13 protein-coding genes and 1 tRNA gene are annotated in these 15759 nt (G+C 69.3%); 9 read left to right on the top strand and 5 right to left on the bottom strand.

What is annotated here, in order from left to right:
* Positions 1–75 precede the first annotated feature (75 nt).
* Positions 76–1560, top strand: coding sequence for an NAD(P)/FAD-dependent oxidoreductase (locus tag AB0L60_RS18600; protein WP_364615064.1), 1485 nt, complete (start codon positions 76–78; stop codon positions 1558–1560).
* A gap of 73 nt (positions 1561–1633) precedes the next feature.
* Here AB0L60_RS18600 and AB0L60_RS18595 read toward each other — a convergent pair whose 3' ends face one another.
* Both AB0L60_RS18595 and AB0L60_RS18590 read right to left on the bottom strand, forming a co-directional pair.
* On the bottom strand, positions 1634–3229 hold the full coding sequence (locus AB0L60_RS18595; RefSeq protein ID WP_364615061.1) for an ATP-binding cassette domain-containing protein: 1596 nt from the start codon (positions 3227–3229) through the stop codon (positions 1634–1636).
* 199 nt (positions 3230–3428) lie between these two features.
* Complete coding sequence (locus AB0L60_RS18590) at positions 3429–4010, bottom strand: NUDIX hydrolase (protein ID WP_364615058.1); 582 nt, start codon at positions 4008–4010, stop codon at positions 3429–3431.
* Between the two features lie 758 nt (positions 4011–4768).
* Between AB0L60_RS18590 and AB0L60_RS18585 the strand changes: the two genes are divergently transcribed.
* From AB0L60_RS18585 to AB0L60_RS18565, 5 genes are all read left to right on the top strand, one after another.
* Entirely contained in the window at positions 4769–5122 is a 354-nt protein-coding gene (locus tag AB0L60_RS18585) for an acyl transferase (RefSeq protein WP_364615055.1), read from the top strand.
* A 194-nt stretch (positions 5123–5316) separates the two neighbouring features.
* Positions 5317–5664: a hypothetical protein gene (locus tag AB0L60_RS18580; protein ID WP_364615052.1), complete on the top strand. Its 348-nt coding sequence runs from the start codon at positions 5317–5319 to the stop codon at positions 5662–5664.
* A gap of 180 nt (positions 5665–5844) precedes the next feature.
* The gene (locus AB0L60_RS18575; protein WP_364615049.1) at positions 5845–6690 is read left to right on the top strand and encodes a 3-hydroxybutyryl-CoA dehydrogenase; all 846 of its coding nucleotides are present in this window, start codon (positions 5845–5847) and stop codon (positions 6688–6690) included.
* Between the two features lie 55 nt (positions 6691–6745).
* A complete protein-coding gene (locus AB0L60_RS18570; protein ID WP_364615046.1) occupies positions 6746–7564 on the top strand; it encodes a helix-turn-helix transcriptional regulator in 819 nt (272 codons plus the stop codon).
* Between the two features lie 45 nt (positions 7565–7609).
* A complete protein-coding gene (locus AB0L60_RS18565) occupies positions 7610–8527 on the top strand; it encodes a hypothetical protein (RefSeq protein ID WP_364615043.1) in 918 nt (305 codons plus the stop codon).
* 66 nt (positions 8528–8593) lie between these two features.
* On the opposite strand, the gene AB0L60_RS18560 is transcribed toward AB0L60_RS18565, so the two are convergent.
* The 3 genes from AB0L60_RS18560 to AB0L60_RS18550 all read right to left on the bottom strand — a co-directional run bounded on the left by AB0L60_RS18560 (position 8594) and on the right by AB0L60_RS18550 (position 10499).
* On the bottom strand, positions 8594–9076 hold the full coding sequence (locus AB0L60_RS18560) for a hypothetical protein (RefSeq protein ID WP_364615040.1): 483 nt from the start codon (positions 9074–9076) through the stop codon (positions 8594–8596).
* Between the two features lie 300 nt (positions 9077–9376).
* Positions 9377–10123: a pirin family protein gene (locus AB0L60_RS18555; RefSeq protein WP_364615037.1), complete on the bottom strand. Its 747-nt coding sequence runs from the start codon at positions 10121–10123 to the stop codon at positions 9377–9379.
* Between the two features lie 106 nt (positions 10124–10229).
* Positions 10230–10499 (bottom strand): hypothetical protein, encoded by a 270-nt coding sequence (locus AB0L60_RS18550; protein ID WP_364615034.1) that lies wholly within the window; start codon positions 10497–10499, stop codon positions 10230–10232.
* Positions 10500–10789: 290 nt separating this feature from the next.
* Here AB0L60_RS18550 and AB0L60_RS18545 point away from each other — a divergent pair.
* The 3 genes from AB0L60_RS18545 (at position 10790) to AB0L60_RS18535 (ending at position 15735) form a co-directional block, all read left to right on the top strand.
* Positions 10790–10862 (top strand) — tRNA-Leu (locus tag AB0L60_RS18545).
* A gap of 248 nt (positions 10863–11110) precedes the next feature.
* Positions 11111–11236 carry a hypothetical protein gene (locus AB0L60_RS18540; protein ID WP_364615031.1) on the top strand — a complete coding sequence of 42 codons (126 nt, stop codon included), beginning with the start codon at positions 11111–11113 and terminating at the stop codon, positions 11234–11236.
* Complete coding sequence (locus AB0L60_RS18535) at positions 11230–15735, top strand: hypothetical protein (RefSeq protein WP_364615028.1); 4506 nt, start codon at positions 11230–11232, stop codon at positions 15733–15735. The genes AB0L60_RS18540 and AB0L60_RS18535 overlap by 7 nt, the downstream gene beginning before the upstream one ends.
* Positions 15736–15759 lie beyond the last annotated feature (24 nt).

Raw genomic sequence — 15759 nt, 5'->3', positions numbered from 1 at the left:
CGAGCTGACATTACGACCGCCTCTCAGGGACCGGGCGGGCCCCCGGTTGCCGAGCGCGGACCGCGAGGGCACACCATGTCCGGTGTGAACACCCAGACTTTCGATGTCATTGTCATCGGGGCCGGACCGGTCGGCGAGAATGTCGCCGACCGCACCGCCGCGGCCGGGCTCGACACGATCATCGTCGAGTCGGAGCTGGTCGGCGGCGAATGCTCCTACTGGGCTTGCCAGCCCAGTAAGGCGCTGTTGCGCCCGGCGCTGCTGTACGGCGAGGCAGTGCGCTTCCCCGGGGTCGGCGCCGCGGTCACCGCGCCGCTCGATACCCGCGCGGTGCTGGAACACCGCGACCGCGTGGCCTCCGACTGGAACGACCACGGCCAGGTCGAATGGGTCGACAAGGCCGGTATCTCGCTCCTGCGCGGCCACGGCCGGCTCGACGGAGTGCGGCAGGTGACGGTGCAGACCCCCGACGGCGACACGGTGCGATTGCAGGCCCGGCACGCGGTCGCGATCTGCACCGGCAGCCGCGCGGCACTGCCGCCACTGCCGGGATTGGATGCGCTGCGGCCGTGGACGAGCCGGGAGGCCACCAGCGCGTCCGAGGTCCCGGGGCGGCTGGCCATCGTGGGCGCCGGGGTAGTGGCGACCGAAATGGCCACGGCCTGGCGGGCACTCGGCTCGCAGGTCACGCTGATCGCGCGGGGTGCGCGCCTGCTGGACCGGATGGAACCCTTCGCGGCCGACCTGGTCGCCGACCGGCTCCGGGCGGCGGGCGTGGACCTGCGGTTCGGACGGACCATCGCGACGGCCGAGCGGGCGGGTGGGCCCGAGGACAGCATCCACCTCACTCTCGACGACGGCGCGCGGATCATCGCGGATGAACTGCTGTTCGCGACCGGTCGCGCGCCGCGCACCGCGGACATCGGCCTCGACACCGTCGGACTGGACCCGGGCGCGTGGCTGGCCACCGACGACACCTACACGGTGACCGCCGTGGACGGCGAATGGCTGTACGCCGCAGGCGATGTCAATCATCGGGCGCTGCTCACCCATCAGGGCAAGTATCAGGCGCGCATCGCCGGCGCGGTGATCACCGATCGGGCCCGCGGCCGCACGCTCGAGACGGGTCCGTTCGGACGGCATTCGGGCACCGCCGATCTGGTCGCCGTGCCGCAGGTGGTGTTCACCGAGCCGGAGGTAGCGGCGGTCGGGCTCACCGCCGCGGAGGCCGCGCGCCAGGGCCGGGCAGTCGATGTCGTCGACTACGACCTCGGCCGGGTTGCCGGTGCGGCGCAATACGATCCGGACTATCGCGGCCGGGCGCGGGTTCTCGTCGATCCCGAGCGCGGTGTGCTCGTCGGGGCGACGTTCGCCGGGGGCGGGGTGGCCGAGCTCCTGCATTCGGCGACCATCGCCATTACCGGCGAGGTCCCCATCGACCGGCTCTGGCACGCGGTGCCCGCGTATCCCACGATCAGTGAGATCTGGCTGCGACTGCTGGAAACCTATCGCGATCAGCAACATTCGCAGGCACAAGCCGCCGGGGACTCGGCATCCTGAGCAAGGGTCGCCGAATCCAGAGCTGCCACCGGTTCCGGCGCCGGGCCACGGTGAGGCCCGGCGCCGGAGGCGGTTATAGGGAGCCTCGCTGCCGCAGGTTCCCCGCACGGTCGAGCTCGACGACGGTGTCGATGCCGATCCGGTGCAGGAACGGATAGTCGTGGCTGACCACCAGGATCGCACCGCGATACTCGGCCAGCGCCTCCACCAGTTGATCGACGCTGGCGATATCGAGGTTGTTGGTCGGCTCGTCGAGGATCAGCAGCTGTGCCGGCGGATCGGCCAGGAGCAGGCGCGCCAGCGAAACCCGGAAGCGTTCACCGCCCGACAGCGTCGAGACCGGGCGTTCGACACTGCTGCCGCGAAGCAGCAAGCGGGCCAGCTGATTACGGATCGTGGCCGGTGCGGTGGTGGTGGCCACCGCGTGCACATTGTCGAGCGCGCCGGCCTGCTCGTCGAGATTGTCCAGGCGTTGCGGCAGGTAGCCCACCCGGTCGGTGAGCAGGGTGCCGCGTTCCGGGTGGCGGCCGCTGAGCAGGTGCTCGATCAGCGTCGACTTGCCCGCGCCATTGGGGCCGATCAGGGCGACCCGTTCGGGGCCCTGGATGACGATGGTGCGGTCGCCGTCGCCGAGTTCCGCGATGCGGCGGCTGCGCGGCACGTCGGGATCGGGCAGATCGAGATGGATGTGCTCGTCGCGACGGACCCGCGCGGCCGCGGCGTCCAGGACATCCTGGGCGGCACGAACTTTGGCGTCGAGCGTGGTGCGCATGGCCCCGGCCGAGCCCTGCGCCCGGCTGGCCCGGTTGCCCGCGAGGATGCGTGGAATGCCGCCGTCCCGCTGCGTCGCACGCGCGGTGCGCTCGCGCCGGGCCAGTTTGGTCTCGGCCTCGATGCGCTGTCGCTTCTCGACTTTCAATGCCTGCTCGGCGGTTCGTGCCGCCTGCTGGGCCGCGGCCTGTTCCTGCTCGACGTGCGCCTGCCACGCGCTGTAGGGACCGCCGTACACCTCGAGGGTCGCGCCGTGCAGTTCCGCGGTGGCGTCCATGCGCTCCAGCAGTTCCAGATCGTGGCTCACCACGACAAGCGTGCCCGGCCAGGAATCCACGAATTCCGCCAGCTTGGCACGGGTTTCGCGATCGAGGTTGTTGGTGGGCTCGTCGAGCAGCGTGATCGGGGTGCGCCTGATCCGCAGCCCGGTGACGGCGATGAGCACTGCCTCACCGCCGGAGATCTCGCCGACCCTGCGGTCGAGATCGGCTGCGCTGAAACCGATTTCGTGCAGCATTTCGTCGGCGCGGGCCTCGATGTCCCAGTCGTCGCCGATCGTCTCGAAGTGCTTCTCGTCGGTGTCGCCGCCTTCGATCGCCCGCAAGGCCGCGAGTGTGCCTGCGATACCGAGCAATTGCGCGATGGTGTCGTTCTGGGCGAGCGTGAGGTGCTGCGGGAGATACCCCACCTCGCCGCTGGTTTCCACCCGCCCCGAGGTCGGGGCCAGGATGCCGGCGATCAGACGCAGCAGCGTGGACTTCCCCGCGCCGTTACGCCCCACCAAACCGGTGCGCCCGGTGGTGAACACACCATCGACCCCCACGAGAGCGACGGTCCCGTCGGGCCATTCGAATGACAGATTCTGCAGCGTGATCGCTGCTTGCATGGATGAAGACATGTGTCGACAGACTCTTCCTGCTCATGAGATTACCGACGCCGCCGACACACACCAGAAATCAACGGCCCATTCCCGATTCGGAACGCCGTGCAGCAGGTGTGATCGCAACGCCGCCTTCGAGTAGGCGGCTAGAGTCTGTCGACCTCGATGAGCATCCGGCCACCCTACCAGGACCCCGCACGACCCGGTTCGACGGCAATCAAGCCGTCGTGACCGCAGCACCCCGCTGACAGTCGTCGAGCTTCAGAATGAATCGCGGCAGGTGGGGATCGGTGGCGGGCAGGCGGTCCGGGTCGAGGTCCCACCACTGGCCGCCGTCGAACTCGGTCGGGTCGAGCGGATAGTCGCGGGTGCGGTCGCCGCGGATCACGTACCAGAGCGACACATCGATATGGCCCGCCGCCTGCCCCACTGTGGTTGTCCGGGTGAGGAACAGCGGATGCTCCCCGACCAGGTCGAAGACCGGTTCGATGCCGAGTTCCTCCCCCGCCTCGCGTCGGGCGGTATCCCGTGGATGCTCGCCGGCCTCGACATGGCCGCCCATCGGCAGGTGCAGACCCGCCATCCGATGCCGGCCGAGGAAGATCCCGCGCTGGCGGGGATCGACCAGCACCACATAGGCGACAAGATGCGGTGACGGCGTGGCGGGTTTGACGCGCCGGAAGATGTCGTCGGTCGACGCGAGCCACTCCAATGTGGTTGCGCGGTGCTGCCGTTCGAGTTCGTCGAAGGGCGTGATCGCCGCGACGACATCCGCGACCATGGCGGTAGCAGGCTGCATACCGGCGAACCTACCTCTGGGGTACGACACCGAGCGGACGGGCCTGTTCAGGTGGCAGCGAGTGCTTCGCGGCGAATCCCGCGCGGGTCTTTCCGCGGTCGAGGCCAGGGCGGCGCTGGGGGCGTTCCGCCGGGCCATCGACACCGGAGACCTGCAGGGCCTGCTCGACCTACTGGCACCCGACATCGTTTCCTCGGCGACGGCGGAATCGAGCAGGCGTTGTTGCACCCCGTCGTGGGTGTGGATCACGTGGCTCACCTGCTATCCGGCGGATCGCGATGGATGGGCGGCGACGCCTCCGCCGAACCGGCACAGGTCAGCCACTGAATCCGGTGCACCGCACCAACAAACTCCGGTCGGTTGGGCGGCGACGTTTCGCATTGGATTCGAGGGGATCGCCGACGGGGTTCGGAAGGTCTGCTCCAGAATGGTTTTGGCGGTTAACGATCGGGTTCGGTGGGACGACATCAGGGGCAGCGGATCCATTGTGGATCGTGGTCGGGGTGATTCGGGTTCAAGGTCAGGGGAGACCTATGCGCAGCACACATGTCAGCCGTCGGTCGATCACGTTCGCGCTGGTGGGGCAGCGGGCGGGGGCGACCGTTGTCGGCGTCCTCACCTGTGCGGCAGTGGTTGCGGGCTGCACGACGACGTCGACGGTCGCGCCCACGAGCCCATCGGCGACAGCTACTGCCGCGGCGACGGCTACCGTCCCGGGCTCGGTACCTGAGACACCCCCGGTGCCGACAACGTCATTGGTGGCCGAGCCCCCGGTCGTGCCGACTCGGCCACCGTCGAAGCAGCCGGAGACGAGCACCGAACCGCAAGCCGGGAAGACGTTTCCCGGTGAGGGACTCACCGCTCAGCAAGCCCGTGACCTGCAGCAGGGCGTGGACAGCGGCCACCAGCCGTGGCGCCTGGATCGCGTCCAGGTCGCAAAGGCCTTCGTGCAGCAGCGATTCGGATGGGCCACTGTTCAGGCCGCCGCGGACGGTCCGACCAGCGTCGTGGTCACCAATCAGGACGGCAGCAAACTCACGCTGCAGGTCGGTCAGCCGGTGACACAGGGCAGCCACGGCATCTGGGTCGTCGACAGCGGCGCCTGGGACTGACTCCAGCGGGAAGGCACTCGGCACCGGCGCGTTCACAAATCGGCGGGCGCACACGAATTTTCTGATTCGTGTTCGTACACAACATATTTCGGGCCGCGCACGGTGGGGCACTGCCGACAGCGACCTGTTTCGGGAGCGCGCAATCGGGAACCCGATGGGCAGGGCAGTGTACGAACCGGAAGGAGCGCGCTCCTATGCCACGCAATCTCCACCCCGAAACGGTCCGTGAGCCACCCGAGGGCGCCACGGTACCGACTCTCCTGGACGGTGTGTCGTGGCCCGGCTTCGCCCTGCTGCTGGTCGGTGTCATCGCGCTGGCCATGACGCCCGGTCGCAGCTGGACCGATCTGTGGGCCGCCGCGGCCGCGATCGCACTGATCGCCGGCGTCGGCTGGATCACCGTCGAACATCGGCGGTTCCTGGCTCGGCACGAGCCGCCGACGGCTGGAATGGGCACGATGGGCCGGACGCTCAATGTGACCGATCGAGCCCCGGACCGGTCTGCGTCGGCTCGGGGCTCGCTCGGGGGTAATCGCCCATGATGATCGCTCAGCATGTTTGACGGCTCTGGACAGTACCGGGCCGGAGTGCCGCCGATCCGGAGCTGTGGCCTGAGACACGCACACTGTCCAGTGGCTGTTGCCGCTGCCGCCCGGCGGAACGCGGTCACGGGTGGTCGAGCAAGATAGGTGGCGATTTCCCCGAGGTACAAGGAGAAGTAAGTGCAACGCATCGGCGTGATCGGCGGCGGCACCATGGGTGCCGGCATCGCCGAGGTGGCCGCCCGCGCAGGCGGGTCGGTCCTGGTTCTCGAGCGCGACACCGCGGCGGCCGACGCCGCCGTCTCACGGATCGAGAAGTCCCTGGCCCGCGCGGTCAAGTCCGGCCGCCTCGAGCAGGCCGCGGCCGACGAGGCCCGCGCCCGCATCACCCTCACCACCTCGATCGACGACTTCGCCGACCGCGAGCTGGTCATCGAGGCGGCCCCCGAGATCGAGACGCTGAAGACCGAGTTCTTCGCCAAGCTGGACGCCATCGTCTCCCCCGAGACCATCCTGGCCACCAACACCTCGTCCATCCCGGTCATCCGGCTGGCCAATGCCACCGCCAACCCGGGCCGCGTCGTGGGTGTGCACTTCTTCAACCCGGTCCCGGTGCTGCCGCTGGTCGAGATCGTGGTGACCCTCAAGACCGACCGCGAGGTCGTCGACAAGGTCACCGCCTACGCCCGCGACATCCTCGGGAAGCGGACCATCGAGTCCAAGGATCAGGCCGGCTTCATCGTCAACGCCCTGCTGATCCCGTACCTCTGCAGCGCGATCCGCATGTTCGAGACCGGCTTCGCCAGCGCCGAGGACATCGACGAGGGCATGGTCAGCGGCTGCGCCCACCCCATGGGCCCGCTCCGCCTCACCGACACCGTGGGCCTCGACGTCACCCTCGCGGTCGCCGAATCCCTGTACGCCGAATTCGGCGAGCCGCAGTACGCGCCCCCGGTGCTGCTGCGCCGCATGGTTGACGCGGGCTACCTCGGCCGCAAGACCAGTCGCGGCTTCTACACCTACTGACGCCGTAGGGCCGCCGCCGGGCGACCGGCGGCGGCGAGCACCTAGCGTGGTCGGCATGACCGGCAACGAGCTCGGCGATTTTCTGCGCGCCCGCCGCGCGGCACTGCGTCCCGAGGACATCGGGCTGATCTCGCACGGCCGCCGCCGGGTGGCGGGGCTGCGCCGCGAGGAGGTCGCCGAGCTCGCCGGAATGAACAGCGACTACTACACCCGCCTCGAACAAGGGCGGGAGCGCCACCCGTCGGCGCAGATGCTGGAGGCGCTGAGCGGTGCGCTGCGACTGAACGAGGCTGTGCGCGAACACCTCTACCGCCTCGCGGGGGTGGCCCCGCCCGCGCGACATCCGAGCCCGGACGAGACGGTCAGCCCCACGCTGCGCCGCATCGTCGACGGCTATCCGGCCGCGCCGGCCCTGGTGCTGAACCCGGCCATGGACATCCTCGCCGCCAATGCCATCGCCCGCGCGTTCTTCTCCGGATTCCCGCGCGTCGACAATCTGGCCCGCATGACGTTCCTCGAACCGGCCGCTCGCCGGTTCTGCGTCGACTGGACGTGGACCTGCCAGGCCATGGTCGCGGGCTTCCGACAGGCGGGGGCGTTGTATCCGGAGGATCCACGCCTGCGTCACGTGGTCGCCGAACTCACCACGGCCAGTATGGAATTCGCCGAACTGTGGCATTCCTACACGCTGTGCACCGCGACGACCGAACCCCGGGAGTTCTGCCATCCCGACGCCGGTCAGCTGTTCCTGACCTACGAGTCCTTCGATGTGCGCGCCGCCGCGGGCCAGCGGCTGATGGTCTATCAGGCCGAGCCCGGCAGCCCGACCGCCGCGCGCCTGGCGCGCCTGGGTGCCGCGGTTGCCTGGGTATAACGCACCCAGGCAACCGACCGGTTCTGGTACCTACCATCACCGACCGTGAAGCCATTCCCCCACACGAACACTCGGCCGTATCGGATCGCCGCGGCGGGCGCGACCCTGCTCGCGGTGGCGGCCGCTGGTCTGGCCGCGCCGGGAACCGCTCGGTCCCAACCGGTTTCATGCCCTGCTGTCACCGTCTCGACCGTCGCCACCGCGGTGATCCCGTTCGTCGACTGGGCCGAGAACCTCGGATTCGACGCGCAGGGCAACCTGTGGGTCGCGCGGCTGTACCGGAATGAAGTGCAGCGCTACGACAGTGCGGGCCGGGTCACCGCGACCGTCCCGGTCAGCTCGCCCGGCGCGATCCGCCTCGGACCCGATCAGCTGCTGTATGTCGTCTACGGCGACAACTCGGTGAACCTGCTGCCCGGCCGTCACGACAGCGGTGTGGTCCGTTTCGACCCGACCGCCGCCACACCGGTTCCCGAGACCTTCGTCGGCGGCCTGAGCATGGCCAACGGTGCTGTCTTCGACACCGAGGGCAGTCTGTACGTCGCCGATACCGGGTCCGGGGTGGTCCGGGTCCGGCGTGATGGCACCGTCGACACCGAGTGGTCGGCACAGGCGAAGGTATTCGGCGTCAACGGCATTGCCGTCCATGGTGATTCGATCTACACGACGGTCTACCTCACCCCGCAGGGCAGGCTCGTCCAGATCCCGATCGCCGACCCGACCCGCCAGAGCACCACCACCGACACCCCACTCGCCGACGACCTGGCGGTCGGCCCCGGCGGATTTCTCTACACCGCCACGACCGCCGGCACCCTGCTCCGCGTCGACCCCGACACCCACATCAGCTGCTCGCTGTTGAGCAGGGACCCACTGGCCGCGGTAGCGACGGTCCCCGGCTCAGACCGGGATCTCATGGTTGCCACCGGCCGCGGCGACGTGCTTCGCGTACGCCTCGACGACTGAGTCGAGTGACTCCTGCCGGCAGGAGCTGGCTCCACCGGCGGTCTGCGCGGGCGCGTCGTCGAGGGTTCAGGGCCGCCGAGCGGGTCCGTCCGGTGGTGGAAGATCGGGGTCACTGCCACTGTCCGGTGCGGATCCCTCACCCGCGGCGGGTCCGATTCTGCGCGGTCGGGCCACGGGTCGAATACCGGTGGCCGGGGCATCGTCACCGGCTCGCTTGCGCCGCATGGCGCCGAGGTCGATGACACTCCCCTCCTGCTCGGCACTACCCGAATCGTTGACCGGAGCGGGGTACGGCCCCGGGCCGGGGTCGACGGGCCACCACCCGGTCTCGCGCTGCAGCTCGGATCGCAGCACCGGCCGGGTCGGCGCGGGGTCGTAGACCGAGCCGCCTTCCGGACGCCACGGCTGGTGCGGACGCTCGGCGGCTTCTTCGTTCTTGCGCCGCGGGCGACGCGGCAGCCTGGTGATATTCGACGAGGCATCCTTGGCGTCGGCGTCGCCGCGCTCGGCGGCCTTCAGTGCCTCCAGCTGCCTGCGTAGCCGTTCCACCGCATCGAACCTGCTCCCACCGGGTCCCGGCAGGGATCCGCGTCCTGGTACTTCCCGATCCGACATCGACCTAGCCGCCGACGGGTGCCGCGGCACCCGCTCCCGCCACGACCGCCCGAATGCCGAGCCGATCTCCGAACTTCTTCTTCATTGCGTCGCCCACGACCCCATTCTCCCTCAGTCCCGCCGTAGCCGTTTCGCCTGCTCGGTTCCGGGCAATCAAGAGCACATTTCCTGGTATGCAGTCTGCGGCCTGAAGTCGAGATCCGAGGGATCGACTCCGTCGGAAAATGGGCACGATCAGGCGAAGGTCGTGTGCATCTCCCAGATGAGCAGTTCGCTCGGCTCGACAGCGGTGACCCGATGGCCGCCGGTGGCGGTCAATCGCACGGCGTCGCCGTGGGTCAGCACGCCGCAGCCCTCGAATTCGACACTCCCCCGCGCCACGAAGACGTGGCCGTAGGGCGCGTCCGGAATCTGCACCGTATGGCCCGGTTCCAGGCGCGCCGCGTGGAAGGCCGCATACCTGTTCCCGATGACGATCGCCGTCCGGTCGCGGTCGCGTGGGATGCCCGATGCGACGGTGATCAGCGAGTTCCCCGCCAACTCCGCGGTGATGTCCCGCTCCTGGTATCCGGGAGCGGCTCCGGGCTCGTGGGGCGGCACCCACATCTGGACGACGTGCAGGCGCTGCCGCTCCAGCAGGCCGGCGCCGTTGCGCTCCGAATGCAGAATCCCGGTGCCCGCGCTCATCCGCTGCGCCATACCGGGATGAATCAGACCCGAGTGACCCGCCGAATCCTGGTGGACCACCGTCCCTTCCAATACCCAGGTCACGATTTCCATGTCATGATGCTGATGGGTGTCGAACCCCTCACCGGGGTCGACGATGTCCTCGTTGTGGATCATCAGCAGCCCGTGGGCATTCGCCGCCAGATCGAAATTGCCGGTGGCCGGAAACGACTGCCGGGAATCGAGCCACTCGTTCCGCCAGCGCCCGCGATCCGCGCCCGGCACAACCCGAACGCCCGCTTCACTCACCGCCACCGCTCACCTCCGCAACCGATCCCTCCCGCCTCTGTAACCGCGCGGGCGAACCAGCATTCCCGACCGTGACGCCGAGGCGCGCTCCGCGGATCGAGTGCTGAACGGGTCATCGTGGAAGCAATTCGACCAGGGTGCCGCGGCCGGATCCCGGCGGGAGGAGTGCCAGGGCGTGGGCGTTCGGGAGGTTGGCCAGGTGTGGGGTGCCGATGGCCCGCCGCACTCCGCCTTCGACCTGCCGGACGGGCACGATGCGGGTGCGGTCGTGGTCGGGGGTCGCCGCGTCGGCGATGCGGCCCCAGGACACCGCCGAATCCTGGCGGCCGGTGAGGATGTGCGCCAAGGCCCGACCGGTGGGCGGGGCGAGGTTGAAGCGCACCGGAAGCTGACCGCCGAGCTCCCACCCCCAACCCCGAAAATTGTTTTACCGCTTCGGATCCCGTTGCTACCGTAGTTCCAACACCTCCACCCGACGACACCGGAAAGGCGGCCCCCATGACCGAGCTGATTCAGCCCGCAACCACGTTCGACCTCGCCCGCCTGCTCCGCGTCCGACTCGGCGTCCGGAGCGTCTCCTAGCGGCCTCGGCATCACCGCCCCCGCCAGGGCCGCTTCCGGGCAAAACGCCACGGAGAGCGGCCCTTTCCATATCCCCTCCCCCACCCCCATTCCCTCGTAGCCCAAAGGAAGAGGCAACGGTCTCAGGTGCCGTCAAGTGTGAGTTCGAATCTCACCGGGGGAACAACTGACACGACTCCCCTCTGGAAGTTGCACGCGGAGGGGTGTTTTTAGACATTCCGTAAGATCACGATTTGGGTATCACCAGGGGGTTGATGACCTCAGATCAGCTCGGTCCGTCGGTCTTCGGCCTGTCCGCGCCGGCCGGTTCGGTCAGCACGACCCGCCGCAGCGCAGGATGTTCCCGCTTGGCTGTCGAACCCTGGATCAACCACCTACGAGCGCACCCCCGACGCCCTCACCCTCTGGTTCGTGGTCGCCGACGACACCCGCACCATCGCCCAGCTGCGTCGCCTGCCGCCCGATTGGGGCGCGCTCGCCCTGCTGGATCACCGGACGGAATGTCGTTGCCCTCTGCAACAATTCGCGGCATGTTGATCTTGCCACCGTCCGATCCACGGAATTCCACGCTCTACTCGGATTGGGTGCGTGCCTTCGATCCCACCGCGATCGACAGCGCGGAAGCGCTCGTCACCCGGTGGAGCACGGAGTTCCGGAAAGCCAAGACCCCCGGCGGGTTCGTGGACGGGATCCCGGCCCGGGTTCGGGAACTGCCCGAATCGCATCGGCCCTGGTGCTGGGACATGGTGGGACAGTGGCTGTGTGGCAGCGTAGGCGCATCCTATTGGGGAACGCGGTGCGGGACCGCCGCCGCGCGGGCCTACGGCCAGGCCCGGTCGGCGGAGCGTGAGCACTGCCTGCCGGTGCACGTCGACTACCAGCGCGAGAACGCCCTACTGTTCGCGCGGGTGGGCGCCCTGCCGGTGAAAGAGGTTGCGGGGCATCAACGCTGGCTCAGCACCCTGGGCTCGGCGGCCGACTCGCACCGGGAGTTCGTGCGACTGCTGGTAGCCCTGGCGCAGGGCGGCGCCGGGCTCGGGGCGGACCTGAACCGCCGGGTGCGGGCCTCGGCCGAGGCGGCCGGGCTGGGGGTGGACGAGGACACCCGAGTGCTGATGCGGGTGTTCGGCGCCTGCCGGGCGACCAAGGTGCCCGACGGGCTGCTCGACGGCGCGGCAAAGGTATTCACCCGGCATCGAGCGGGTGATGCCGGGACCCTGCTGGATCTGTTCCCGGACACGGGCGCCGACGGCGGGGCACTGCTGCGGATGCTGGACGCCGCCGGGGCGATCGACGGCATGGCAGACGGAACGCTCACTCCCCCGATCGGATTGGCGGGCTGGATCAGCCGATTCGTCTATCTGTACAGCTACACCGGAGGCGGGGGCCGCGGCATCACCAGACAGCAGTTCGCCCCGGAGCTGTTCGACACGATCGAACGGATCGGCCCGCGACTACGCGAATCCGGTGCGCCCGTGAACCTCTCGAACAGCAAGTACGGCCGCCTCGCCATCGATACCGAGCTCGCTGACGCGCTGGTAACGGTCGGCGCCGCTATCGCCGAACCCGGGCACGGCAACCTGCAGTTCTGGGGCGAGCGATCACGGCGCGACCTGGTCGCGCTTGCCGCGGACCCGGTGCTGGGGCCGCGGCTGGAAGCCACCGTGCACCGCGACCGCGGGACCTCGACCACCGCCATCGTCCGGCTGCCGGAGAATCCCGGCATCGCACGTAATGTCCACGCCCGCATCGTCGCCCTGCTCGAGCGGGTCGCGGGCGGCGGGCTGCTGGATGCCGAGCTGGCCCTAGCCGAACTCGACGACCTCCTCGATCTGCCCACCGTGCGAGCGCTCGACGGCATCGAGGAAGCCCTCGCCGCCCTGAACGGCACCGGCCCGCTGCTGCGTACCCTGCATGCCGGAATCCCGGACGAATTGTGCTGGCCCACATGGGAGAAGGCGATCGCCGAGCTCGGCACGGTGCGCGGGATGACGGCCACCTGGCCAGTGCTCACCCTCTACAGCGACGACCGCGCCCTCGCCCTCGCCCCACACGGCAGGGTCGCGGAGGCGGATTTCGCCCTACCTCCGGACACCGTCTCGCACGTGGTGTTCCACGCGGGCGGTGACTTCCTGATCGGATACAGCACCGAGCACGTGACACCCGATATCGCATTCTGGGCGAGCTCCCCGGCGCAAACCTTCGTGCCGGCCGAGCGATTCGGTATGTCGGACAGCCGCAGCATGTACAGCGGGCTCGGGTACCAATTCGCCACCACCGATGGTCGCCATGACGGTGAGCGGATCCTGCGGCCCGGTGATCGGCACGGCATCGGCGAGTGCCGGTGGCAGCTCAGCGACGGCACGGCGGTGTGGAGTTTCGAGGGTTACCGGGCCGGACTGGCCCACTGGGCGGAGGTGGACCCGGCAACGGGCGCCCGTGCGGAATCCGCTTCGTTGCCCGCCTTCTTCACCGACCTCGAGCTCCCGGAGGGCAAGAAACTCGCTGATCGCCAGCTGTCCTACGCGCGCCTGCCCGAGACGGTTACCGCCTCACCGCTCGGCTCGGTGTCGGGCCAGGCCGGATACCGGGTCCTCGTCGATCGTCACGGGCTGTCGGGCTATGTGATGGAGGGCATCGACGGCCGCCACGCGACTTTCGCAGGCGGACAGCAGGTGAGTCCGCCGTGGGGTCTGGCCCGATTCCCCGAGGACGGCGGCGAGTTGCTGATGACCTACGGATCCTCGAACCGGATCGGGGAAGTCGCACCCATCCGCGCGCACGACGGCGAGAGCCCGCTGTGGGAGACGCGCGCGTTCCGTGATCCGCGCTGGGAGGCGCCCGCCGACTATCGCGAGCGACCGGCTTTCCCGCCGCCGGCGTTCTGGCACTTCCTGATCCCCCGCGATCCGGCGGGATCCCGAGTGCTGCGCGGCCTCGACACCGCAGCCGCGCACGCCCTGATCGCCGATCGGGTCTTGCCGCCCGGAATCGCCGATCCCGCTCTCGCCGACGGAGTCCGTGCTCAGGCGGACCGGGCCATCGACCTGGTCACGCGGCGCGAGCGAATCTCCCGGCGGGTAGCGATCTTCCGATCCGGATCCCTGGTCATCCCACCCGCTGCCGCGCCGGACTCCGAACTGCTGCCCGCACTGCTGGGACTGCTCGATTGGAGTGAGCGCCCCGATTTCTGGAACGGGGCCGCGCCCGCCGTCACGTATCCGGCGACCCTCACCGCGATCGCCGCCGACGGGCAATTCCTCGCCGGGAAGATCGACGACACGCTGCGACGGATGAGTCCACCCGCCGCGCCGCGGAACTGGATCCCGCTGCTCGACCGGATCGACGCCGTCATCCGGCGCGCGATCGTCGGCCGCATCCCCGATGCCGACCGGGCCGCACTGGTCGCACTGCTGACCACCTGGGCCGCGACACCTTTCGCACTGCCCGGGGAATGGCGAGTAGGCCGCACCGCGTCGGCCGGAGACGAACACACCGTCACCGCTTCGGGAATGTTCGTCCAGCCCGCGCACGCGACACCGCCATCAGACGCATCGGACGTGCGCACCGTAACCATCACGCCCGACGCGGCAGACCGCCTCGCCCGAGCGCTGGATCTCCTGGCGCGCAATGGAGCTCGGCTCCCCAGTGAGGCGGCGGTACGACGGTTCATGGAGCACACCGGCGTTCGGGAGCCGATCGCGCGGCTGGTGCTGGACGGGATGCCGCGCCGCATGCACCTGGGCGGCGACTACGCCCTGGCCTGCGCGGCTCACGAAAAGATGGTGCGCACCAAGCCCTATCGCGCCACCAAGGAGATCGCCGACCAGTACGAGCGAATCACCCGTCAGCTGGACTGGGCCGGACGATCTCGGCTGCTGGCGGCCGGGATTCCCGCCGACATCGCCGAATTGTGGACCGAGGAAGGCGATCTCGCGGCCGCCGAGCGCATGGCGGCGGTGTGGAACGAGCTCATCGGCAAGCGGCTCTATGTTCCCGAAGACCTCCCGACGGAGCTCGCCGCGGTCACCGGACTGGACGCGAATTTCGCACTGGCGCTGGTACATCCGGACACCAGTTCGGAAGCCACCGTCGACATGCCGTGCACTCTGCGAGCCGATGGCAACGGCGCGCCCCGGGTCCGGCCGCATACCGGATTGCAGATCTGGCGGCGCTGGAATCCCTACCGCGACCTGGCGACCGCGCTGGCCTGGGCGCTGACCGAGCGGCCGGTGGGTGATGGGGGCTGCGCCCCAGGGATAGCCACCTTGTCCGATCGGCTACGGGATCGTCTGCGGGTGCCCGAACTGCTCGTCAATCCGGGCCCGATCCGCGTCCCGGCCGAATTGTTCGGCCCGCAGACCTACCCGGACGCCCAGCCGGGCCGAGTCGTGTTCGACAACGGCCTGGTGATCGCGGACCAGGACTCCCGGCTCGCCTTCCTACGTCCGGCGGCATTGTCGGATCCCGAGACCGTCGCCGGTTCCCTGCGCACCTGCGCGGATCACGGCCTCGACGAACTCGCACACGTCATCCACTGCGAAGCCGTCCTTGCCACCGGACTGGCGCGCATGGTCGATCACGCCGCGAGCACCCCGGTCGCGGCCGGACAGTACGAGGCCGATCCCCGACACAGCGTCCCGGACCTGGTCGCGGAGGTCGCGGCCACTATCGGAGCGCGGCCCGACACCGCCGCGCTGTACCTGCAGCTACTTACCCTAGCCCGACCGACGGACCGGAATGTGCGCCGATGGAACGGCTGGACCCCGGCCCGCCACAAAAAGGCGCAGACCGAACTGCTCGAACTCGGGCTGGTGAGCACCGACCAGCGCGCCCGGGCCGGGCGCACCGTCTTCCTGCCCGGCGCGTGGACCGAGCTGCCCAAACCTGATCTGCCGCTGGAGACCTCGAAACTCGCCGACCATCTGATCCAGACGTCGGGCGACACGTTCGTCGGCCCCTACCGGTGTGTGCTGCCGCCGCGACCGCTGCACGAGATGTTCGCCGACGCCTGGGCCAACCGGGACCGGGCGTAGTCAATCAGTCGTCCGTGCCATCGG

Source organism: Nocardia sp. NPDC051981 (assembly GCF_040680715.1).
In the GTDB taxonomy this organism is placed as follows: Bacteria; Actinomycetota; Actinomycetes; order Mycobacteriales; family Mycobacteriaceae; genus Nocardia.
Note: the sequence above shows the minus strand (reverse complement) of the source record. Positions and strands in the feature narration are given on the sequence as shown.